The following is a 21,823-nucleotide window of genomic DNA, read 5'->3' as shown; positions in this document are numbered from 1 at the left end:
CGCGCGGCTTTCGCACGCCGCCTATTCGCTGAACGTCACCCATTCCTCGAGCGGCACACGGTCGGTGCGGAAGGCGTTCTCGGGCTTGGAAACGTCCTCATAGCCGAGCGCCATGCCGCAGACGACGATCTCCTCGTCGGGAATGTCGAGCACCGGCCTGATCTGCCGGTGATAGGGCGCGAAGGCCGCTTGCGGACAGGTATGCAACCCCCTGCCCCGTGCCGCGACCATGATGTTCTGAAGGAACATGCCATAGTCGATCCACGAACCCTGGTTGAGCCGGCGGTCGATGGTGAAGATCATGCCGACCGGCGCGTCGAAGAAGACGAAGTTGCGGTCGTGCTGGGCCCGCATCTTGTCGACTTCCCGGCGGCCTATGCCGAGTGCGCCATAGAGGCCGAACCCGTTGGCACGGCGGCGGGTGAGATACGGCTCGAAGAACTGGGTCGGATAATAGCGATATTCGTCCCAGTCGGCTTTTTCGGCGCGGATGCCGGAATTCATGATCGCATCGGTGATCCGCTGCTTGGTCCCGCCCTTGGTAACGTAAACCCGCCACGGCTGCATGTTGGTGCCGGAGGGAGCGCGCGCCGCGACAGTCAGTATGTCACGGATCATCTCGTCATCGATCATGTCAGGCAAAAACGCGCGCACCGAACGGCGCGACATGATCGCGTCGTCGACGATCTCGGCGTCGCCCGCGATTCGAGCCTTCTTTTCCAGCATGGGCCGTCCCTTAGCCATTGTGTCGATCGGACGTCCCCACTCGCCGCTCGCGGCGGAGCCTTTGCATGAACCGTCAAAATCCTGCAAGCAAATCTTGAGCATTGGTGAAAATCTACTTGATTTTTTCATGAGCATGATTTCTCATGAAATTCGATTGAAAATTTTCATGAAGTGAGCGATTTGGCCTCCCCTACCGCACGAACATTACAGGGACCTGACGAGCGAGTGCTGGCCGGCGATATCCGGGCCTTGCGCCGGGTGCGCGGGATGACGCTGGCCGAGATCGCGCTGAAACTCGGCCGCTCGGTTGGCTGGGTCAGCCAGGTCGAGCGCGGCCTGTCGACGCCATCGCTCAGCGATCTCCGGGCCTTCGCCGATCTGTTCGGAGTGCCGATCAGCCTGTTCTTCAGCCATGACGTGCCCTTGGAGAGCGAGCGCGGCGTGGTGGTGCGCGCCGGCAAGCGCCGCACGCTTGGCACCAGCGAATCCGGCCTGGTGGAGGAGCTTCTGTCACCGGATCTCGGTGGTAGCTTCGAGATGGTGCGATCGATCTTCGCGCCGGGCGCGGAAATGAAGACCGAACAACTGCGGCCGACCGAGGAGGCCGGCTATATCGCCTCGGGTGTTTTCGAGATCGAGATAGCGGGCGCGTGGCACCGGCTTGCCGAGGGCGACTCCTTCCGCTTCGAGGGCAAGCCATACCGCTGGCGCAATCCGGGCAGCGAGCCGGCGGTTGTCATCTGGGTGGTTTCGCCACCGGTCTATTGAATGCATGTCGCCAGACGACATGCCCGCATAGAACAAAAAGAAGCGCGGCGCGCTTGAGGATGGGAGAAGAACATGGCGGGTTTGCCAAGCACGGCGCGCGTGGTGATCATCGGAGGCGGCGTGGTCGGCACCTCCTCGCTCTATCACCTGGCCAAGGCCGGCTGGACCGACTGCGTGCTCCTGGAAAAGAACGAGTTGACCTCGGGCTCGACCTGGCATGCCGCCGGCAATGTGCCGACCTTCTCCTCTTCCTGGTCGCTGATGAACATGCAGCGTTATTCCACCGAACTCTATCGGGGCCTCGCCGACGAAGTCGACTACCCCATGAACTACCATGTTACCGGCTCACTCAGGCTCGCTCATACAAAGGAGCGCATGCAGGAATTCCAGCGCGCCAAGGGGATGGGCCGCTACCAGGGCATGGACATCGACGTGGTCGGGCTCGACGAGATCAAGCGCCGCTACCCCTTCATCGAAACGCACGAGTTGAAGGGCGCGCTCTATGACCCGAGCGACGGCGACATCGATCCGGCGCAGTTGACCCAGGCGCTGGCCAAGGGCGCGCGCGACATGGGCGCGAAGATCATCCGCTTCTGCCCGGTGTCAGGCGTGCGCCGCGAGAAGGACGAATGGGTGGTCGAAACCCCACAAGGCGAAATCCGCTGCGAGATCGTCGTCAACGCCGCCGGCTATCGTGCCGCCGAAGTCGGCAAAATGTTCGGCCGGGAAGTGCCGATGATGGTGATGAGCCATCAGTACATATTGTTCGAGGAAATCCCCGAACTCGCCGCCTGGTCGAAGGAACAGGGCAAGAAACTGCCGCTGCTGCGCGACGTCGACACGTCCTACTATCTGCGCCAGGAAAAGTCCGGCATGAACCTCGGCCCCTACGAGCGCAATTGCCGCGCCCATTGGGCCACCCCTGGCGATCCGATGCCGGAGGATTTTTCGTTCCAGCTATTCCCCGACGATCTCGACCGGCTGGAGCATTACCTGGCCGACGCCGTCGCCCGCGTGCCGATCCTGGGTACCGCCGGCCTGTCCAAGGTCATCAACGGACCGATCCCTTATGCGCCTGACGGCAATCCGCTGATCGGGCCGATGCCTGGCGTTCCCAACGCCTTCGAGGCTTGCGTCTTCACCTTCGGCATCGCCCAGGGCGGCGGTGCCGGCAAGGTGTTGGCCGAATGGGTGACGCAAGGCCAGACCGAATGGGACATGTGGTCGTGCGACCCGCGACGCTTCACCTCCTTTGCCGCCGCCCCGGACTATTGCGTCGCAAAGGGCAAGGAGATCTACGGCAACGAATACGCCATCCAGTTCCCGCGCCATGCCTGGCCGGAAGGCCGCGACCGGAAACTGTCGCCGATCCACGACCGCATCAAGGCGCTCGGCGCCCGCTTCGACGCCTATAATGGCTGGGAACGCGCCACCTGGTACGCGCAGGACGGCGACGACGTCTCCGAGGAGGCCACGCTGACCTTCCGCCGTGACGGGCCCTGGCAACAGCGTGTCCGCGAAGAGTGCCTGGCGGTCCGCGACGCCGCCGGCATCCTCGACCTGCCCGGCTTCTCGCGCTTCAACCTCGAGGGCCCTGGTGCGGCCGAATGGCTGAGCCGGCAGGTGACCGGCCTGGTGCCGAAGCCCGGCCGCATCGGCCTCGTCTATTTCTCCGACGACAAGGGCCGCATCGTCACCGAAATGTCGGTGGTGCGCCATGGCGAGGACTCCATGACGCTGATCACCGCGGCGGTGGCGCAGTTGCATGATTTCGAATGGCTGAAGTCGCACATGCCTGACGATGCGGCGTTCAAGCTGATCGACCGCACGGAGGAATTCTCCACGCAGATCCTCGCCGGCCCGAACTCGCGAAAAATCCTTGCCGATGTCTGTGAGGCCGACCTGACCTTGCCATGGCTGACGCATCAGGAGACCAGGATCGCCGGCCGCTGGGCCAAGCTGGTCCGCGTCTCCTTCGCCGGCGAACTCGGCTGGGAGATCCACACCAGGGTCGACGACACCGCGGCGATCTTCGACGCGATCCGCGCCGCCGGGCAAAATCACGGGCTGAAGCCGTTCGGCATGTACGCGCTGGATTCGCTGCGCCTGGAAAAGGGCTACCGCACCTGGAAGGGCGACCTGTCGACCGATTATTCGATCCTGCAGGGCGGGCTCGAGCGCTTCGTCAAATGGGAAAAGCCCGACTTCCGCGGCAAGGCGGCGCTGCAGAACGAAAAGCAGCAAGGCGTAAAGAAGCGCTTCGTCACGCTGGTGGTCGAAAATCCCGGCGACTGCGACGCGCCCTACATGTCGACGCTCTGGCATGGCGGCCAGATCGTCGGCGAGACGACATCGGGCGGCTGGGGCCATCGCATCGACAAGTCGATCGCGCTTGGCATGCTGCGCGCCGACCTGAGCGACCCCGGCACATCGGTCGAGGTCGAGATCTTCGGCGACCGCTTCAAGGCGATCGTGCAGCAGGACGAGCCCTTGTGGGACCCGAAGAACGAAAGGCTGCGCGCATGAAGAACATTGTACTGACCGATGGCGGCATGGGCCAGGAACTGGTGCGGCGCAGCCAGTCCGAGCCGACGCCGCTGTGGTCGGCCCGGGTGCTGATCGACGAGCCCGATCTGGTGCGCGGCCTGCATGCCGAATTCATCCGCGCCGGCGCCCGCGTCATCACCATCAACACCTATTCGGCGACGCCCGAACGCCTGGCGCGCGAGGGGGCGGAAGACCTGTTCAAGTCGTTGCAGAAGCGTGGCATCGACCTGGCCAGGCAGGCGCGCGACGAGGCTGGCGACGCGGCGATCGCCGGCTGCCTGTCACCGCTTTTCGGCAGCTACGCGCCGGCGCTGACCATCTCCTACCAGGGTACGCTCGACATCTACCGCCGCATCGTCGCCGAGCAGGCCGATGGCGTCGACCTGTTCCTGTGCGAGACCATGGCCTCGGCCGAGGAGGCGCGCGCGGCGGTCACCGCGGCATCGGAAAGCGGCAAGCCTGTCTGGGTCTCATGGACGCTGGCCGATCACGGCACGCCACGCTTGCGCAGTGGCGAGACGATTGCGTCGGCTGCGGATGTGCTCGGGGACCTGCCGGTGGCGGCGCGGCTGCTCAACTGCTGCCGCCCGGAAGCCATCGCGGCGGCGTTGCCGGAGCTAATCGAACTGGGCGGCCCGGTGGGCGCCTATGCCAATGGCTTTACCTCCACCGAAGCGCTCAAGCATGGTGGCACGGTGGATGTGCTGCACGCCCGCCACGACCTCGGTCCGGACGCTTACGCCGAACAGGCTGTCGGCTGGGTGGAGGCCGGGGCGGACATCGTCGGCGGTTGCTGCGAGGTTGGCCCTGCCCACATCGCCGCCTTGCGCGACCGGCTGCAACAGGGCGGCTACGCGATCTCGGGAGTCTCGCATGCCTAGACCATCGTCGCGCATCACCGGCATCGTGCCTTCGGGCAAGGATGGCTGGGAGGTTCATTTCGCCGCCTGGGCCCGCAAGGAAGCCGGCGAGGACATCATCATGCTGTCGGTCGGCGATCATGATTTCGACACGCCTTCGGAAACGATCGAGGCTTGCGTGGCGGCCGTCCGCGGCAGCAACCATCACTACACCCCGCTGCCCGGCCTGCCGCGCCTGCGCAAGGCCATGGCAGCGGCCTCCAGCGCCTGCACCGGCGTCGAGACGATGCCGGAAGAGGTCATCGCCACGCCAGGCGGCCAGGCCGCCCTCTACGCCGCCGTGCAGGCAGTGCTCGACCAGGGCGACCACGCCATCGTGGTGGCGCCCTACTATGCCACCTACCCCAACACCTTCAGTGCGGCGGGTGCCAGTTTCACCGTCGTCGAGACACCGGCCGAGGATGGGTTCCAACCCCGCGCCGATATGATCCGTGCCGCGATCAAACCCAACACCCGCGCCATCCTGATCAACACGCCGAACAATCCGACCGGTGCGGTCTATTCGCGCGAGCGGCTGGAAGAGCTGGCCGAGCTCTGCAAGGAGCATGACCTCTGGCTACTGTCCGACGAGGTCTATTGGACGCTGGGCGGCGGCGAACATGTCTCGCCGCGCTCGCTGCCCGGCATGGCCGATCGCACGCTGGTCATCAATTCCATGTCCAAGAGCCACGGCATGACCGGCTGGCGCATGGGCTGGCTGACCGGTCCCGAGGCGATGATTTCGCTGCTGATCAACCTCAATCTGGTGACCACCTACGGCCTGCCGGCCTTCATCTCCATCGCTTGCGCCGAGGCCTTGGAGCAGCACTATGGCGTCAAGGACATCGCCGAACGCTACGCGGCACGCCGCACCGTCCTGCTCGATGCGGTGCGCGGCATGAATGATGTCACCGTGCGCGGTTCCGAAGGCGGCATGTATGTCATGCTCGACATATCCGATGTCGAACCCAACGACGAGAAATTCGCCTTCGCCTTCCTCGACAAGGAGAAGGTCGGCGTCATGCCCGGCTCCAGCTTCGGCGAAGCCGCGGCCGGCCATATCCGCATCAGCCTCTGCCAGCCCGAACCGGTATTGCGGGAAGCAGCCGCGCGGCTGCGCCGTTTTGTTTCCAACTACCGTCGTGAGGCCGCATGACCGCCAAGACCCTTCCCAGCAAGGCCATCCCTACCAAGGCAAGGGCCGTCATCATCGGCGGCGGCGTCTCCGGCTGCTCGGTTGCCTATCACTTGGCCGAGCTCGGCTGGACCGACATCGTGCTTCTGGAGCGCAAGCAGCTGACCTCGGGCACGACATGGCATGCCGCCGGGCTGATCGGCCAGTTGCGCGGCTCGCAGAACATGACTCGTCTGGCGAAATATTCGGCCGATCTCTACGTCAAACTGGAAGCCGAGACCGAGGTCGGCACCGGCATGCGCCAGGTCGGCTCGATCACCGTGGCGCTGACCGAGGAGCGCAAGCACGAGATCTACCGCCAGGCATCGCTCGCCCGTGCCTTCGACGTTGACGTGCGCGAGATTTCTCCCAAGGAAGTCAGTGAGATGTATCCGCATCTCAACGTCTCCGACGTCGTCGGCGCCGTGCACCTGCCGCTCGACGGCCAATGCGACCCGGCCAACATCGCCATGGCATTGGCCAAGGGCGCGCGCCAGCGCGGCGCCACCATCGCCGAGAATGTGAAGGTGACGAAGGTCCACACGAAAAATGGCCGCGTCTCCGGCGTGTCCTGGGCGCAGGGCGAAGAGCAAGGCACGATCGAGGCCGACATCGTCGTCAACTGCGCCGGCATGTGGGCGCGCGAACTCGGCGCCCGGAACGGCGTCAACATCCCGCTGCATGCCTGCGAGCATTTTTATCTCGTCACCGAGCCGATCCCCGGCCTCGGCCGCCTGCCGGTGCTGCGCGTGCCGGACGAGTGCGCCTATTACAAGGAAGACGCCGGCAAGATGATGCTCGGCGCCTTCGAGCCGGTGGCCAAGCCATGGGGCATGGACGGCATCCGCGAGGATTTCTGCTTCGATCAATTGCCCGAGGATATGGACCATTTCGAGCCGATCCTCGAAATGGGCGTCAACCGCATGCCGATGCTGGCCACCGCCGGCATCCACACCTTCTTCAACGGCCCCGAAAGCTTCACCCCGGACGACCGCTACTATCTCGGCGAGGCGCCGGAGCTGCGCGGCTACTGGATGGCGACCGGCTACAATTCGATCGGCATCGTCTCCTCCGGCGGCGCCGGCATGGCGCTGGCGCAGTGGATCAACGATGGCGAGGCCCCATTCGACCTCTGGGAAGTCGACATCCGCCGCACCCAGCCGTTCCAGAAGAACCGCCGCTATCTCAAGGAACGCGTTTCCGAAACGCTCGGCCTGCTCTACGCCGACCATTTTCCCTATCGGCAGATGGCGACTTCGAGGAATATCAGGCGCTCGCCCCTGCACGAGCATCTGAAGGCGCGTGGCGCCGTGTTCGGCGAGGTCGCCGGCTGGGAGCGCGCCAACTGGTTCGCCCGCGAAGGCCAGGAGCGCGAATACCGCTATTCCTGGAAGCGGCAGAACTGGTTCGACAACCAGCGCGAGGAGCATCTGGCGGTCCGCAACAAGGTCGGCCTGTTCGACATGACCTCGTTCGGCAAGATCCGTGTCGAGGGCCGCGATGCCCGCGCGTTTCTGCAAAGGCTCTGCGCCAACGACATGGACGTGGCGCCGGGCAAGATCGTCTACACCCAGATGCTCAACCAGCGCGGCGGCATCGAAAGCGACCTCACCGTGTCGCGGCTGTCGGAGACGGCCTACTTCCTCGTCGTGCCGGGCGCGACGCTGCAGCGTGACCTCGCCTGGCTGCGCCGGCATGTCGCCGAGGCGTTCGTCGTCATCACGGACGTAACCGCCGCCGAAAGCGTGCTCTGCCTGATGGGTCCGGATGCGCGAAAACTGATCCAGAAGGTCAGCCCCAACGACTTCTCCAACGAGAACAATCCGTTCGGCACCTTCCAGGAGATCGAAATCGGCATGGGCCTGGCCCGTGCCCACCGCGTCACCTATGTCGGCGAACTCGGCTGGGAACTCTACGTCTCGACAGATCAGGCGGCTCATGTCTTCGAGGCGATCGAGGAGGCCGGCGCGGAGGTCGGCCTGAAACTCTGCGGTCTGCACACGCTGGATTCCTGCCGCATCGAAAAGGCTTTCCGCCATTTCGGCCACGACATCACCGACGAGGACAATGTGCTGGAGGCGGGCCTCGGCTTCGCGGTGAAGATGGCGAAGGGCGATTTCATCGGCCGCGATGCCGTGCTGAAGAAGAAGGAAGCCGGGCTGAGCCGGCGGCTGGTCCAGTTCCGGCTGAAGGACCCGCAGCCGCTGCTCTTCCACAACGAGGCGATCCTGCGCGACGGCAAGATCGTCGGCCCAATCACCTCGGGCAATTACGGCCATCATCTCGGCGGCGCCGTCGGGCTTGGCTATGTGCCTTGCCAGGGCGAAAGCGAGGCGGATGTGCTGGCCTCATCCTACGAAATCGAGATCGCCGGTGAACGGTTTGCGGCCGAGGCATCGCTGAAACCGATGTATGATCCGAAGGCTGAGCGGGTGAAGATGTAGCGCGGTTCTTTTCGCTTCTCCCCGCTCTACGGGGAGAAGGTGGCCCCAAGGGCCGGATGAGGGGCGGCGCCGAGGTTGGCAAGGCCAGCGCCGCCCCTCATCTGCCTGCCGGCATCTTCTCCCCGTGAAACGGGAGAAGGACGCTACCCCCTTAAAACCGCTCCAATCTCGCCCGCACCTTCACCAAAAACGCGGCCCTCGTCGCCGGCGTCGAGGCATCCATCAAATAATGCGCCAGGAAAAACGTCTTGCAGCGTCTGGCGCACAGCGCCCGCATGCCGCGCAGCAGGGTCTTGCGGCCGGGCTGGCCGACGACGACGCTCCACCAGGTCGGCGCGCCGCAGGTGGTGATGACGCCGACCTTGGTGACATGCGTCATCAGTGACTTGATCCCGCCCTTGCCCGCCGGCAGCTTGAAGGCGATGTCGGTCGCCCAAACGCGGTCGAGCCAGCCCTTGAGCATGGCCGGCAGGCCGTACCACCAGGTCGGGTAGACAAACAGGACCGCTTCGGCCCAGGCGAGCAGCTCGAAATGCGGTTTCAGTGCCGGATCCTGTGGCGCCTGGTTGTTGTAGCTGCGCCGCTCCTCGCAGCCCATCACCGGATCGAACTTTTCCGCATAGAGGTCCAGCAGCCGCACCTCCCAGCCTCGCCGCGTCAGCACATCCACGGCGGTGTCGCGAATCCCTGCGCAAAAGCTCTCTGGCACCGGATGGCAATAGACGACAAGCACACGCATCAGAACGCATCCATGCTGGCCGCGACCTTCGTCATGAAAGCCTTGCGCGTTTCGTCGGTCGACAGGTTCATCGCGTAGTGGGCGAGGTAAGTCACCGACGCGCCGGGTTTTACGGTTGCGCGCAGCATGCGCTTGATCAGTTTGCGCGGCGGGTCACCCATCAGCACGGCGCGGAACCGGCTGCCGCCATAGGTGGTGATCGCCGCGACCTTCCTGATGTTGTGCAGCGACGGCTGCACCTTGCCTTCGACCAGCTTGAACGAAACGCCGGGCAGGAAAACGCGGTCGAAAAACCCTTTCAGGATCGCCGGAAAGCCGTAGTTCCAGACCGGATAGGCAAGCACCAGCGCATCGGCGCGCAGCAGGCGCTCGACATAAGGCGCCGCCGGATCCTCGGGGCCACGCTGGTTGTGATAGTCCAGCCTCTCCCCGCGCGTCAGCCGCGGATCGAAATCCTCGGCGTAGAGATCGCAATCATCGATCGTATGCCCCGCCGCCGTCAGCCGCTCGACGATCAACCGGTGCAGACCGGCATTGAAGCTGGTCTCGACCGGATGGGCGTAGAGGACGAGGATGTTCACGGGAGAACATTCCGAAGGTCAGCGCGAGACGCCCCCCTCTGCCCTGCCGGGCATCTCCCCCTCAAGTGGGGAGATTGGCAGCTTCTGGGCCGCACCTGTCTTTCCAGAGTTGGAGATTGGCGAAAGCGGCGAAGCAAATAATCTCCCCCCTTGAGGGGGAGATGGCCGGCAGGCCAGAGAGGGGTGCAGCGCCATACGCTGGTCATCAGCTCGCCTTTTGCAGCCCCTTGAACAAAAAAGTCCGGCCGGATCGGTAGTCGTAGTCCGGGTTTTCCCAGGCGATCATCTTGCCGGGGTTGAGCAGGCCTTGCGGATCGGTCTCGCGCTTGAAGGCGAGCTGCACGGCGTCGGTCTGCTTCATGCCGCCCTCTTCCAGCGTGTAGCGGTGCGGGTTGAAGATCGGACAGCCATTGTCCTCGTGCAGGCGGATGATCTCGTCGAGCCGCGCCTCGGTGGTGAACTTGACCAGCGGCAGGCCAAAGCAGGTGATGTTGCCATCCAGCCGCACGAATTCGAGATGCGAGAACACCTCGCCAGGGAACATCGCATCCATCTTCTCGACCAGCGCCAGCTGGTTCGGGAAAGGATAGAGCGATTGCAGATAGGTGATCGTCGGATCGACCCGCAGCGCCCTCAGCGTCGTGTGGTTCCAGGCCAGCTCATAGGCCGGCGGCAGGCCCTTTTTCTCCTCCGGCGTCGCCGTGGTGGCGTCGTAGATCACCTCGCCGCCGGCCCGGCGCGTAAAGGCCAGAAAAGCGTCCAGCCCATGCCGCGCCACCATGACGACACAGATGCTTTGCCCTTCCCTGAAAAACTTCTGGTGCCGCTTGAAATAGAGTTGCGGCACGGGTGCCGCGATCGGCGTGATCAGCTTGGTCAGAATGCCGTCCTGGCAGGCCAGCGCATTGCCATAGCGCGCCGCATCCATGAATTGGTTGAAGCCGACGATGACGTCGATCCAGTCATAGGCCGCTGTCAGCGGCATCTCGACCTCGGATATGATGCCGTTGGTGCCATAGGCATGGGTCACCTTGTGCAGGTCCTCGCCGGTGAGTTCGAGCACTTTCGGCTCGACTTCCATCGTCACCACGCGCAGCCGCAGCACATTGCCGAAATCGCGCAACCCGCCGAAGTTGATTGAGCCGACACCGCCCGAACCACCGGCGATGAAGCCGCCGATCGAGGCTGTGTTGTAGGTCGAGGGCGACAGCCTGAGCTCCTGGCCGGAATGCGCCCGCGTCGCCTTGTCGATGTCGGCCAGGATCGCGCCCGGCCCGGTCACCACGCGCCCCGGCGCGATCGACTTGATCTCGTTCATCTCGGCGAGGTTGAGCACGACCCCACCCGACAGCGGCATTGCCTGGCCGTAATTGCCGGTGCCACTGCCGCGCGGCGTCACCGGCACGCCATGACGGTGACAGACGGCCAGCACGCGGATCAGCTCGGCCTCGCTTTTCGGCGTCACGATCAAATCGCCGGTGACATGGTCGAGCTGCCGTTTCAGCACCGGGCTGTACCAGTAGAAGTCGCGGCTCTTCTGCTGGACGATGGCCGGATTGTCGTCGAGTTTTATCCCGTCGAGATCGCGTTTGAGTGCCGAAACATCCATCATTCCACCATCAGCTCGCCACCATCAGCTCGTCGAGTTCGGCATAGTCGGGCAATTGCCGGTCGATCGCGCGTCCGGCGCGCACGACGATGCGATCCGATTCGGGCCGCGACAGCAATTCCGTCCAGCTTCGACCTTTGAACAGGATGAAGTCGGCATCGCCGCCGGCGGCAAGCGTGCCGAAGCCATCGAGCCGCATCACCTTGGCCGGCGTCGCGGCGACCGCCTGCGGCCAGTCGGCGACCGGATGGTCGAAATGCAGGATGCGCGTCGCCATGCGGTAGACCTCCAGCATGTCGAGGTCGCCATAGGCATAGAAGGGATCGCGCGTGTTATCTGAGGCGACTGCGACCGGAATACACCGCGCCTTCATCTCGTGCAGCAACGTCACGCCGCGCCAGCGCGGCGTGGTGCCGTCGCTCCGTCGATCCTGCAGATAGAGATTGCACATCGGCAGCGACACGATTGCCAGCCCGGCCTTCGCCACCTTGTCCAGCGTGTCCAGCACTTCGAGATCTGGCTGCCGCGCCAGCGAGCAGCAATGGCCGACGAGGATCTTGCCCTCGAAGCCGTTCCACAGAGCTGCCTCGGCGATCTTCTTCAGCGAGATCGCGGCGACGTCGTCGGTCTCGTCGGCGTGGAAATCGAGGTCGAGCCCGTGCTTGATCGCTTGCGCGAAGACGTGGTCGAGCAGTTCCTCCAGGTCCGGCACCATATAGGTGACCACGCCCAGCACGCCCTTGGCGGCGGCCACCCGTTTGGCCAGCCTGTCGAACCATTTCCTGTCGCGCACGCCCTCGATGCCGAGCAGGCAGGCGCCCTGCAACTCGATGCGGCCGCGCCATGCCTCGCGCATCGCCTCGAACACCGGCCAGGAGATCTCCTCCTGCGGGGCGACGCTGTCGATATGCGTCCTGAGCGCCCTGGTGCCATGCGCGTAGGCCGAGCGCAGCGAGAAATCCATGCGCTTGGCGAGATCCTCGGCGCTCCAGCGGGCCACGCGGTCGGCGCCGGTGGCGTTCAAAGCGCCCATGAAAGTGCCATCGGGATTGGGCTTTCGCGGCCAGATATGGCCCTTGTCGATATGCGTGTGGCAATCGACAAAACACGGCAGCACGATACGGCCGCCAAGGTCGATGGCGCCGGCTGGTACCTTCGATGCGGCATGCGCGCCGATGCTGGAAATCTTGCTGTCGGCGACCGATATATCGGCGAGCGCAAAGCCATCGCCATCGAACGGCGCGTCAAAGCCTGACGTCAGCGAACGGTGAACGTGGGCGTTGGCGAAGTGGTATGAACCTGTGTTCGGAATCAAGGGCCTACCGCTCCTGCTTCAGCGCGCTTTCGTGCCAGCGCCGCAGAATGAGATGCGAAATCAACGACAGCACGAGGAAGATCAGGATGCCGGTGAGCGAGATCAAAAACAGCGCCGCGAAAAGCCTGGGCGCGTTCAGCCGGTAGCCGGCTTCGATGATGCGCGAGGCGAGCCCCGACGACTGGCCGGTGGCGCCGGCGACGAACTCCGCCACCACGGCGCCGATCAGCGACAGGCCGCCGGCGATCTTCAGCCCGCCGAGAAAATACGGCATCGCCGCCGGCAGCCTGAGATAGCGCAGCTGCTGCCAGCGCGTCGCGCCATTGAGCTTGAACAGGTCGCGCAGATTGCGGTCGACGGAGTTGAGGCCAAGCGTGGTGTTGGACAGGATCGGAAAGAAGGCGACGATCCAGGCGCACAGCAGGAGCTTGGTCGTCTGATTGTCGACATAGATGTTGATCAGCGGAAAGATCGCCACGATCGGCGTCACCTGCAACACGATGGCGAAAGGGAAGAACGACATCTCTACCCATTTCGACTGCGCGAACAACACCGCCAGGCCGACGCCGCCGACGACCGCGAGGAGCAGGCTGAGGAAGGTGATGCGCAAGGTGACCAGCAGCGCCGAGAACAGCAGGCCGGCATCGTTGTAGAGCGTCGACAGCACCACACCAGGGCGCGGCAGTATGTATTGGGGAATTTCGTTCCAGACGCAGATGCGGTCCCACAGCCAGATTGCCAGGATCATGATCGCCAGCGGCAGCACCCAGCGGCCGATGCGCTCGAACCGCTCCTGACGCACCCGCCGCGCTTCCTCCGGGTCAAGCTTGAGCACCCCTTCGTCAATGACCGTCATGATGCGCGCCCGCGGTTGAATTGATGGCATTGACCAGCACATCGGAGGCCTGCCGGCAAAGCGCCGCATAATCGGGCGAGGTGCGAAACACCTCATCGCGCGGATAGGCGGCCTCGATGGCAAGTTCGTCGAACACCCTGCCCGGCCGTGCCGCCATGACGACGACGCGGTTGGAGAGAAACACGCTTTCGAACACGCTGTGGGTGACGAAGACGACGGTGAAGCGCTCGTCCTGCCACAGTTCAAGCAAGTCGTTGTTGAGCTTGAAGCGGGTGATTTCATCAAGTGCGGCGAACGGCTCGTCCATCAACAGCACCCGCGGCTTGGTCACCATGGCCCGCGCGATCGACACCCGCATCTTCATGCCGCCCGACAGTTCGCGCGGCACGGCATCCTCGAAGCCGGTGAGGTGCACCCTTTCCAGCATTTCCTTCACCGCCGGCGCGGCCTTGGTGCGGGAAACGCCTTTCAGCCTGAGTGGCAGCCAGACATTGTCGAAGACGCTGGCCCAGGGCAGCAATGTCGGCTCCTGGAAGACGAAGCCGATATTGGCCCGGTCGAGCGAGCCGCCGCCGCGCCAGTCGAGCACACCTGACGTCGGCGTCGACAGGCCGGCGATCAGCCGCAGCGCCGTCGACTTGCCGCAACCGGACGGTCCGAGCAGGCTGAGGAAATCGCCTTCCCGGATCGTCAGGTCGACGTCGCTCAGCGCCGTGACGCCGTTGGAAAACACCTTGCCGACGCCACGCAACGCCAGCAAGGTCGGAGCAACATCCGAGGCTGGCGCTTGCGCCATCTTTTCCCTGGTCATGCCGGGGCCGGCCTATTTCTTCAGGTCGAGCCCGACACCCTTGTTGATGAAGGCCAGCGTGTAGGCCTTCGTGATGTCGATGCCTGCTGGCGTGACCTTGGCCTTGACCATCTTGTCGTAGAAGCTCTTGATACGTTCTTCCTTCATGGCGCCGATGCCGAGCTTCTCGGTGTCGCCGGAATCGGCAAGGCCGAACTTCTTCATCTGCTCGATCGAGAAGGCGATCTGCTCGTCGCTCATGTCAGGATTGTCTTTCTTGATCATGTCGTTGGCGGCCTTGTTGTCGCCGTAGAGATATTTGTACCAGCCCTTGGCCGAGCCATCGACGAAGCACTGGACCATCTCGGGCTTCTTGTCGATCGTGTCCTGCATCACCTCGATCGTCGTTGAATAGGTATCCCAACCGTAGTCGGCGAGCAGGAACTGGTTCGGCACGAAGCCGCCTTCCTTCTTGACCGCGAACGGCTCCGAGGTGACGTAGCCCTGCTGGATCGACTTCTTGTTGGCGAGGAAAGGAGCGGTGTTGTAGGTGTAGGGCACGCGCTTTGAAGCGTCGAAACCGAGCTCGATGACCATCCACTGGAAGAAGGTCTGCGCGCCTTCGTCACCCAATATGTACTGCTCGGCGTTCTTCAGGTCTTCCCATTTGTCGAGCCCCTCGCCCGGGTGGGACATGATGACCTGCGGATCCTTCTGGAAGTCGGCGGCCACCACGCGCATCGGAATGCCTTGCTGGACGGCATCGAAGGCCGACAGCAGATTGCCGCCCATGTAGAAATCGATCTTGCCGGCGAGCAGCATCGGCCGGCCGCTGACCTGCGGGCCGCCTGGCATGATGGTGACGTCGAGGCCGCAGGCGGCATAGGTGCCGTCCGCCACGGCCTGGTAATAGCCGCCATGTTCCGGCTCGGCGAGCCAGTTGGTGCCGAAGGTGGCTTTCTCATTCGCCGCCGCGCCCAGCGTGCTGGCCGCAAGCAGGGCCACCACCGCCACCGAAATCTTCTGTTTCAAGTACATTGACACCACCCTTTTTCGCTCCGGCGCGTCGTGCGCCGTGCTGGACACCAAAGATTCAAGAAGCAAGACACATGCCACCGGCGTCGCGCGCCGGGACCCGCCCGCCTGCACCACAGCCATCTGCAAAAGCCGGAAAGGTCGTGCTGCACCGGAGGCATCGTGCCTATTTTTTGAACGCCTGTCCACAATCGCTCCGGCAACATGCACCGCCATCTTGAGGGTGTGGCGGATCCGGTCTTAAGTGACGGTATCAGGAGATTGCCATGTTCAAGTTTCTCACCCCGAAGTCGATCAAGCCGCCCTTTGCCCGCTACAGCCACGGCGTCGAGGTGCCTGCCGGCAAGCGGCTGGTGCTGTGCTCGGGTCAGGTCGCCATCACGGCGGACGACCAGATCCCTGAAGACGCCGGCGCGCAGGCCGAACTCTGCTTCCAGAACATCGCCGCCATCCTCGGTGAGGCCGCGCTGGGGCTTGGTGATATCGTGCGCATTAACGCCTATGTCACCGACCGCGCGCATCTGCGTCCCTATATGGATGTCCGCGACCGGCTGTTTTCCAGCCCGGCGCCTGCCTCGACGCTGATGATCGTTTCCGGCTTCGCCCGGCCCGAATTCAAGGTCGAGGTCGAAGCCATCGCGGCCGGGTGAGAAGCGCCGGCTTAGCGCTACGATTCGACGGGCCGATGGTCTAAGGTCAAACTATCGGGGTTGGCGCCGCCCCTCATCCGCCTGCCGGCACCTTCTCCCCGTATAGTGACGGGGAGAAGGGTCTGCTCCAACGCTGGCGATCCCCTCTCCCCGTTCTTCACGGGGAGAGGGTAAGGGTGAGGGGCAGCGCCGACGCCAAATCAGTTCCGTCGAGGCACAAAATGAACGAGACAAAAAGACGCGTGTGGTGGGGCGATTACCGGACATCGGAATACGCCTCGATCGATCCCGAGGCGACGATAGCGGTGCTGCCGCTGGCGGCGATCGAGCAGCACGGGCCGCATCTGCCTGTGTCGACCGACACCTCGATCATGAACGGCATGCTCGACACGGTGATCGCCCGCCTGCCCGACGATCTCGACATCCGCATCCTGCCGGTCCAGGCGGTGGGCAAGTCGAACGAACACCTGCACGCGCCGGGTACATTGACCCTGCCGGCAACGACGCTGGTCGAGGCGTGGACGGAGCTTGGCCTTTCGATCGCGCGCGCCGGCGTGCGCAAGCTCATCGTCGTCAACTCGCATGGCGGCAATGAGGAGATCATGGGCATCGTCACGCGCGAATTGCGCGTGCGCGAGAATATGCTGGCGGTGAAGACCAGCTGGCAGCGCTTCGGCCGCCCGGCCGGCATGTACACCGAACTCGAGGATCGTCATGGCATTCATGGCGGCGATGTCGAGACGTCGCTGATGCTGCATTTCCGGCCCGATCTCGTCGACATGGGCAAGGCCGACAATTTCGTTTCCAATGTCGCCAAGGCCGAGCAGGAATTCTCGCTGTTGCGCCAGACAGGCACCCACGCCTTCGCCTGGATCGCTGGGGATCTCAACCCGAACGGCGTGGTCGGTGACGCCAGCATTGCAACGGCAGAGAAAGGCCGATTGACCGCGGAGCATCAGGCCGATGGGTTCATCAGCCTGCTGCGGGACGTGCGCAAGGCAAAGCTCGCGGAGTGGCTGAAGTAGCCGCCTAGCCACCATTGCGCCTTCACAAGAAGGACTCCCGCATATGAGATTTTGACAAACTTTGCCTAAATAACTCATACTAAACGGGATATGGAGGCCAATATGGCAACAATGAACGTATCATTGCCCGATCCGATGAAGGATTGGGTTGAGGCGCAAACCGAAACAGGTCGCTACGCCAACGCGAGCGACTATGTGCGCGATCTGATACGTCGGGATCAGCAGCGCAACGACAATATTGCCGCCATGCAGCGCTTTGTCGATGACGGCTTGAAGAGCGGCATCGGCAATCGATCCAGGGACACCCTTTTTACCGAGGCGGTCAAACGCGCTGAAAAGTCCCCTGGCAACGGTTAATGGGATTTCGCCTTTCTTTAGCCGCGGAAGAGGACATCATCGGTATTGCCGAGCAAGGGGTGCGCCAGTTCGGCGCTGTGCAGGCCAGACAGTATCATGACGAGTTATTCGCGATCTTCGACCTTATCGCTGCCAGTCCCCGAATGGCACGGGAGCGGCTTGAATTGTCGCCAACAATGCGTATCCATCCTTTCAAGGCCCATCTTGTCGTGTACCGGATCGAAGCCGACGGCGACGTGTTCATTGTGCGGGTACGCCACGGGCATGAAGATTGGGCATGAAGACCCTCAATAGTCATGCAACGATGTATGGGTACAGCTAGCTGTCGATCTTCAGCCCAAATGGTGTGCCTTCAAACGCATCCGCCCCGCGCCCGATCGACTGGATCGCCTCGATCATGCGGCCATTGCGCTCGAGCAACGTATCGGCCACCGCGATCAGCCGTGGATTGGGCGTTGCCGAAGGCGACAGCGCCCGCAATGTCCGGGCCAGTTCCACCTCGTCGCGTTTCGGCGCCAAAGCCGCGGTGATGATATACGCCGAAGCCGTCGAACGGCTGATGCCGGCATAACAGTGCACCACCATTGGCCTTGCCCTGTCCCAGCGGCGCGCGAAATCGAGCAGGCTGCGCACATGCTCCTCGCCCGGCATGGTCATGCCGTCCTGCGCCACCGCGATGTCGTGCATGACCAGGTGCAGGTGGTTTTCCCGGGCAATCGACGCCGGGCGTGCCACCTCGGTTCCGACGGAGAGCAGCGACAACATATGGACGGCACCAGTCCGTGCCACCGTTTCCTCGATCTTCGCCAGCGAGCAGACATGGATCATGGTTTGGACCCCTTCGATCGATCCTCGCGCCGCGCCGCCCATTCGGCAAGGGCGGATTCGAGCCTGCGCCATTCCTCCTCGCTTCCCGGCAAGCCGGCGCGCAGGACATGCGGCCGGTCGGAAAAATGCCGAAGCAGGATGCCGCTCTCGCCAAGCGCGGAAAACAGGCCGTCGGCATCGGGCAGGCTGAGATAGCGGAACAATGTGGTGCCACCCACAACAGGCGCGCCAAAGCGGCCGAACAGCGCGTCGAGCCGCGCCGCCGTATCCGCCAGCGACGCCCGCATCGCATCCTGCCAGTCGATATCGGCAAGCGCGCGGATGCCGTATTCCAACGCCGGGCCGGGGACGGCCCACGGCCCGAATTGTGTCTCCAGCCGCTCGACAGTCGGCGCATCGGCAAGCGCGAACCCAAGCCGCAACCCCGCCAGGCCAAAGAACTTTCCGAATGAACGCAACACGACGATGCCGCCCTGGGCGACGTCGCCGGCGAGACTGTGCTCGCGCGGGCCGACATCCATGAACGCCTCGTCGACGACCAGCAGCGCGCCCTTGGCGCGAAGTCCGGCGGCCAGCGTCAGCAGCCGGTCACGTTCGATGACGCGCCCATCCGGATTGTTCGGATTGACGATGATGGCGAGATCGGCGTCGACAAGCGTCGCGAAATCGCCGACCTCGGCCACCTCGTGCCCGGCAATCGCCGCGGCTCGCGCATGTTCGGCATAGGTCGGCCCCAGCACCAATGCCTTGCCGGGCCGCACCAGCGATGCCACGCGCGGCAGCAGAATCTGCGTGCCTGGCGCCGCCACGACGTTGTCTGGGGAAGGCGCGCCATAGGTGCTGGCCGCGATCTCTATTAGCTCAACGCTGCGCGCGGCCTCCGGCAATCGCCACAGGGAGGTGGCGGGCAGGTCGAAAAGCGGGTAGGAGTGCGGATTGATACCGGTCGAGAGGTCGACGAAAGGCAGCACGGCATTGGGGAAAAGCGCCCTTGCCCGGCCAAGACTTCCCCCATGGTCCACCGCTCCTTCAAGAAGCTTCATGTCAGTCCTGATCGCTTTCCTGTCATTGGCCGTCGAACTCGTCCTGGGTTATCCAGACTGGCTGTTTCGCGCCATCGGCCATCCCGTAACATGGTTCGGCAGGCTGATATCCTTTCTCGATGCGAGGCTCAACCGCGCCACTGATCCCGACGCGCTGCGTCGCCAACGTGGTGTCCAGGCGCTTCTGGTCATCGTGCTGGTGCCGGCGGTGATTGGTCTTTGCCTACAGCTTGTCCTGCTCTGGTTTGTCCCCCTGGGATTGATCATTGCCGTCCTTCTGGCGACATCGCTTCTGTCGCAGAAGAGCCTCTATGAACATGTCGAAGCCGTCGCCGACGCGCTCGACAGTGGCGGCCTCGACATGGGCCGGGCCGCCGTGTCGCGGATCGTTGGCCGCGATCCCGAAACGCTGGACCGCGCCGGCGTCTGCCGCGCGGCGATCGAGAGCCTGGCGGAGAATTTCTCCGACGGCATCGTCGCCCCTGCCTTCTGGACCGGTGTCGGTGGCCTTGCTGGCGGTGCTGCCTACAAAGCCGCCAACACCGCCGATTCGATGATCGGCCACCGCACCCCGCGCCATGAGGCGTTCGGCTGGGCCGCCGCGCGCTTCGACGATTGGATCAACCTGCCCGCCTCGCGGCTGACGGCGCTGCTGATCGTGCTGGCGGCTTTCCTTGTCAAGGGAGCCGATCCCCGTGGCGCCCAGCAAGCGGTGTGGCGCGACGCGAGAAAGCACCGGTCGCCCAATGCCGGCTGGCCGGAAGCCGCCATGGCCGGCGCGCTCGGTCTGGCACTGGCCGGACCGCGCAGCTACGGGGGCATCGTGGTTGACGACGTTTTCATGGGTGAAGGTGGCCGCCGCGACGTCGACAGCGGCGACATCAGGCAGGCACTGAAACTCTACCGCGTCGCCGATTATCTGCTGATTGCGCTGTTCGCAGTGATCTCGGGGATCGTCCTCGTCGCATAAACGACCGAGAAACCCGACCTACCAAGTGACACGAACTTCTTTCGCGGTTGGATCGGCTGCCCCGCCAAACCTCTTGATCGCGTACCCACCAACGGCTGCAAGAGTAGATTTCAATACGGGTTCGATCACAACAAAAAGTCGTTCAGCATCCGGTCCGTACATGTAGAGCACGCACTTGCCCCCGCCAAATTCATCCCCATCGAACTCGCCGACCGAAGCACTCCCGACGACTTGCTCCAGCCGATTCTCCAACTCGAGAATCGATGCGCGTTCATGCGGCGTTCCAAATTCACCGTCATTGAGAAGAAGATAGACAATTACCGCTTGTTCCAAAGACAACCCTCAACTTGCCAATTGATCAGAACTCGATCCCTTGCTGCGCTTTCACGCCTGCCGAAAAATGGTGTTTTGTTACACCCATCTCGGTGACAAGATCAGCGGCCTCGACCAAGGCCGGCTTGGCGTTGCGGCCGGTGACGACAACATGCAGGCCCTCGCGGCGGGCCTTGAGCGCACCCACCACCTTGTCGAGATCGAGATAGTCGTAGCGCAGCGCGATGTTGAGTTCATCGAGCACGACGAGGCTGATCGAGGGATCGTCGATCAATTCCAGCGCCTTGGCCCAGGCGGCCTCGGCGGCCGCGATGTCGCGCTTCAGATCCTGCGTCTCCCAGGTAAAACCCTCGCCCATCGCATGCCAGACGACGCGGTCGCCGAAGGCGGCGAAAGCGTCCTTCTCGCCGGTGTGCCATTTGCCCTTGATGAACTGGACGACGCCGACCCGCTTGCCGTAGCCGAGCATGCGCAGCGCGAGACCGAAGGCAGCCGTGGTCTTGCCCTTGCCGGGGCCGGTGTTGACGATGAGCAGACCTTTCTCGATCGTCTTGCCCGCCACCTCGGCGTCCTGCACGGCCTTGCGCTTGGCCATCTTGGCGCGATGGCGTTCTTCATCCCGATCTTTCGCGTCCTTGTCGTCGATTTCAGTCATTTCATTTCACCTTGAGCGGCAGCCCCGCCACCATCAGCAGCACCGTATCGGCGACCGCGGCGACCCGCTGGTTGAGCCGGCCGGCGTCGTCGCGAAACCGCCGCGCCAGCGCATTGTCGGGCACGATGCCTTGGCCGACCTCGTTCGACACCACGAACCACGGCCCGCGCGGCCGTGACAGCACGTCCGCCAACCGTCGGCAAACCGCGTCGACGTCGTGATCGGCCAGCATGTGATTGGTCAGCCACAGCGTCAGGCAGTCGACAAGCACCGGCTGACCGTCCGGCAACGCCTCCAGCGCTTCGGCAAGCTCGAGCGGCGCGTCGATGGTCTGCCAGCCCTCGCCGCGCCGCGAGCGGTGCAGCGCGATGCGCTCATGCATCTCGTCATCGTAAGCTTGCGCGGTGGCGATATAGGCCCATGGCGAGGACAATGCCGCCACCAGGGTTTCGGCGTGGGGGGGGGGGGGGGGGGGGGGG

General features: G+C 63.8%; 23 protein-coding genes. 10 read left to right on the top strand and 13 right to left on the bottom strand.

Annotated features, from left to right (window positions below; all coding sequences use genetic code 11):
* Positions 1 to 21: 21 nt before the first annotated feature.
* Positions 22 to 726, bottom strand: a complete 705-nt coding sequence (locus LB569_RS22765) for a nitroreductase (protein ID WP_224694183.1) — start codon at positions 724 to 726, stop codon at positions 22 to 24.
* A 225-nt stretch (positions 727 to 951) separates the two neighbouring features.
* Between LB569_RS22765 and LB569_RS22760 the strand changes: the two genes are divergently transcribed.
* The 5 genes from LB569_RS22760 to LB569_RS22740 all read left to right on the top strand — a co-directional run bounded on the left by LB569_RS22760 (position 952) and on the right by LB569_RS22740 (position 8,558).
* On the top strand, positions 952 to 1,494 hold the full coding sequence (locus tag LB569_RS22760; protein WP_224694182.1) for a helix-turn-helix domain-containing protein: 543 nt from the start codon (positions 952 to 954) through the stop codon (positions 1,492 to 1,494).
* A 72-nt stretch (positions 1,495 to 1,566) separates the two neighbouring features.
* Entirely contained in the window at positions 1,567 to 4,020 is a 2,454-nt protein-coding gene (locus LB569_RS22755) for an FAD-dependent oxidoreductase (protein ID WP_224694181.1), read from the top strand.
* A complete protein-coding gene (locus LB569_RS22750) occupies positions 4,017 to 4,922 on the top strand; it encodes a homocysteine S-methyltransferase family protein (protein ID WP_224694180.1) in 906 nt (301 codons plus the stop codon). Before LB569_RS22755 ends, LB569_RS22750 begins: the two co-directional genes overlap by 4 nt.
* Positions 4,915 to 6,096, top strand: a complete 1,182-nt coding sequence (locus LB569_RS22745) for a pyridoxal phosphate-dependent aminotransferase (RefSeq protein WP_224694179.1) — start codon at positions 4,915 to 4,917, stop codon at positions 6,094 to 6,096. Before LB569_RS22750 ends, LB569_RS22745 begins: the two co-directional genes overlap by 8 nt.
* Positions 6,093 to 8,558, top strand: coding sequence for an FAD-dependent oxidoreductase (locus tag LB569_RS22740; RefSeq protein WP_224694178.1), 2,466 nt, complete (start codon positions 6,093 to 6,095; stop codon positions 8,556 to 8,558). The genes LB569_RS22745 and LB569_RS22740 overlap by 4 nt, the downstream gene beginning before the upstream one ends.
* Before the next feature lie 151 nt (positions 8,559 to 8,709).
* On the opposite strand, the gene LB569_RS22735 is transcribed toward LB569_RS22740, so the two are convergent.
* From LB569_RS22735 to LB569_RS22705, 7 genes are all read right to left on the bottom strand, one after another.
* On the bottom strand, positions 8,710 to 9,297 hold the full coding sequence (locus LB569_RS22735) for an NAD(P)H-dependent oxidoreductase (protein ID WP_224694177.1): 588 nt from the start codon (positions 9,295 to 9,297) through the stop codon (positions 8,710 to 8,712).
* Complete coding sequence (locus LB569_RS22730; RefSeq protein ID WP_140701740.1) at positions 9,297 to 9,878, bottom strand: NAD(P)H-dependent oxidoreductase; 582 nt, start codon at positions 9,876 to 9,878, stop codon at positions 9,297 to 9,299. The genes LB569_RS22735 and LB569_RS22730 overlap by 1 nt, the downstream gene beginning before the upstream one ends.
* 205 nt (positions 9,879 to 10,083) lie before the next feature.
* Positions 10,084 to 11,487, bottom strand: coding sequence for an FAD-binding oxidoreductase (locus LB569_RS22725; RefSeq protein WP_224694242.1), 1,404 nt, complete (start codon positions 11,485 to 11,487; stop codon positions 10,084 to 10,086).
* Positions 11,488 to 11,497: 10 nt separating this feature from the next.
* Positions 11,498 to 12,802, bottom strand: a complete 1,305-nt coding sequence (locus tag LB569_RS22720; RefSeq protein WP_224694176.1) for a cytosine deaminase — start codon at positions 12,800 to 12,802, stop codon at positions 11,498 to 11,500.
* A 4-nt stretch (positions 12,803 to 12,806) separates the two neighbouring features.
* Positions 12,807 to 13,658: an ABC transporter permease gene (locus LB569_RS22715; protein WP_224694175.1), complete on the bottom strand. Its 852-nt coding sequence runs from the start codon at positions 13,656 to 13,658 to the stop codon at positions 12,807 to 12,809.
* Positions 13,645 to 14,469, bottom strand: a complete 825-nt coding sequence (locus LB569_RS22710) for an ABC transporter ATP-binding protein (RefSeq protein ID WP_224694174.1) — start codon at positions 14,467 to 14,469, stop codon at positions 13,645 to 13,647. The genes LB569_RS22715 and LB569_RS22710 overlap by 14 nt, the downstream gene beginning before the upstream one ends.
* Positions 14,470 to 14,481: 12 nt before the next feature.
* Positions 14,482 to 15,486, bottom strand: a complete 1,005-nt coding sequence (locus LB569_RS22705; RefSeq protein ID WP_224694173.1) for an ABC transporter substrate-binding protein — start codon at positions 15,484 to 15,486, stop codon at positions 14,482 to 14,484.
* 263 nt (positions 15,487 to 15,749) lie between these two features.
* On the opposite strand from LB569_RS22705, the gene LB569_RS22700 reads away from it, so the two are divergent.
* The 4 genes from LB569_RS22700 to LB569_RS22685 all read left to right on the top strand — a co-directional run bounded on the left by LB569_RS22700 (position 15,750) and on the right by LB569_RS22685 (position 17,796).
* Positions 15,750 to 16,133, top strand: coding sequence for a RidA family protein (locus LB569_RS22700; protein ID WP_224694172.1), 384 nt, complete (start codon positions 15,750 to 15,752; stop codon positions 16,131 to 16,133).
* A gap of 221 nt (positions 16,134 to 16,354) precedes the next feature.
* A complete protein-coding gene (locus LB569_RS22695) occupies positions 16,355 to 17,158 on the top strand; it encodes a creatininase family protein (protein ID WP_224694171.1) in 804 nt (267 codons plus the stop codon).
* Positions 17,159 to 17,260: 102 nt separating this feature from the next.
* The gene (locus LB569_RS22690; protein WP_224694170.1) at positions 17,261 to 17,515 is read left to right on the top strand and encodes a type II toxin-antitoxin system ParD family antitoxin; all 255 of its coding nucleotides are present in this window, start codon (positions 17,261 to 17,263) and stop codon (positions 17,513 to 17,515) included.
* Positions 17,515 to 17,796 carry a type II toxin-antitoxin system RelE/ParE family toxin gene (locus tag LB569_RS22685; protein ID WP_224694169.1) on the top strand — a complete coding sequence of 94 codons (282 nt, stop codon included), beginning with the start codon at positions 17,515 to 17,517 and terminating at the stop codon, positions 17,794 to 17,796. The genes LB569_RS22690 and LB569_RS22685 overlap by 1 nt, the downstream gene beginning before the upstream one ends.
* 37 nt (positions 17,797 to 17,833) lie before the next feature.
* Here the strand turns inward: LB569_RS22685 and LB569_RS22680 are convergent, their stop codons facing one another.
* A complete protein-coding gene (locus LB569_RS22680) occupies positions 17,834 to 18,343 on the bottom strand; it encodes a tyrosine phosphatase family protein (RefSeq protein ID WP_224694168.1) in 510 nt (169 codons plus the stop codon).
* Positions 18,340 to 19,386 carry a threonine-phosphate decarboxylase CobD gene (gene cobD / locus LB569_RS22675; protein ID WP_224694167.1) on the bottom strand — a complete coding sequence of 349 codons (1,047 nt, stop codon included), beginning with the start codon at positions 19,384 to 19,386 and terminating at the stop codon, positions 18,340 to 18,342. The genes LB569_RS22680 and cobD overlap by 4 nt, the downstream gene beginning before the upstream one ends.
* Between cobD and cbiB the strand changes: the two genes are divergently transcribed.
* A complete protein-coding gene (gene cbiB, locus LB569_RS22670) occupies positions 19,385 to 20,356 on the top strand; it encodes an adenosylcobinamide-phosphate synthase CbiB (protein WP_224694166.1) in 972 nt (323 codons plus the stop codon). The two genes, cobD and cbiB, sit on opposite strands and share 2 nt — an antisense overlap.
* A gap of 18 nt (positions 20,357 to 20,374) precedes the next feature.
* Here cbiB and LB569_RS22665 read toward each other — a convergent pair whose 3' ends face one another.
* Genes LB569_RS22665 through cobU form a run of 3 tightly spaced genes read right to left on the bottom strand, consistent with a single transcriptional unit; the run spans position 20,375 to position 21,789 of the window.
* Positions 20,375 to 20,689, bottom strand: coding sequence for a hypothetical protein (locus LB569_RS22665; protein WP_224694165.1), 315 nt, complete (start codon positions 20,687 to 20,689; stop codon positions 20,375 to 20,377).
* 25 nt (positions 20,690 to 20,714) lie between these two features.
* A complete protein-coding gene (cobO, locus tag LB569_RS22660; RefSeq protein ID WP_224694164.1) occupies positions 20,715 to 21,344 on the bottom strand; it encodes a cob(I)yrinic acid a,c-diamide adenosyltransferase in 630 nt (209 codons plus the stop codon).
* A 1-nt stretch (position 21,345) separates the two neighbouring features.
* On the bottom strand, positions 21,346 to 21,789 hold the full coding sequence (gene cobU, locus LB569_RS22655) for a bifunctional adenosylcobinamide kinase/adenosylcobinamide-phosphate guanylyltransferase (RefSeq protein ID WP_224694241.1): 444 nt from the start codon (positions 21,787 to 21,789) through the stop codon (positions 21,346 to 21,348).
* Positions 21,790 to 21,823 lie beyond the last annotated feature (34 nt).

The sequence above is a fragment of the Mesorhizobium sp. BH1-1-4 genome (genome assembly GCF_020165665.1).
Lineage (GTDB): Bacteria > Pseudomonadota > Alphaproteobacteria > Rhizobiales > Rhizobiaceae > Mesorhizobium.
The sequence above is the reverse complement of the archived record's forward strand: the minus strand, read 5'-3'. Positions and strand labels throughout refer to the sequence as shown.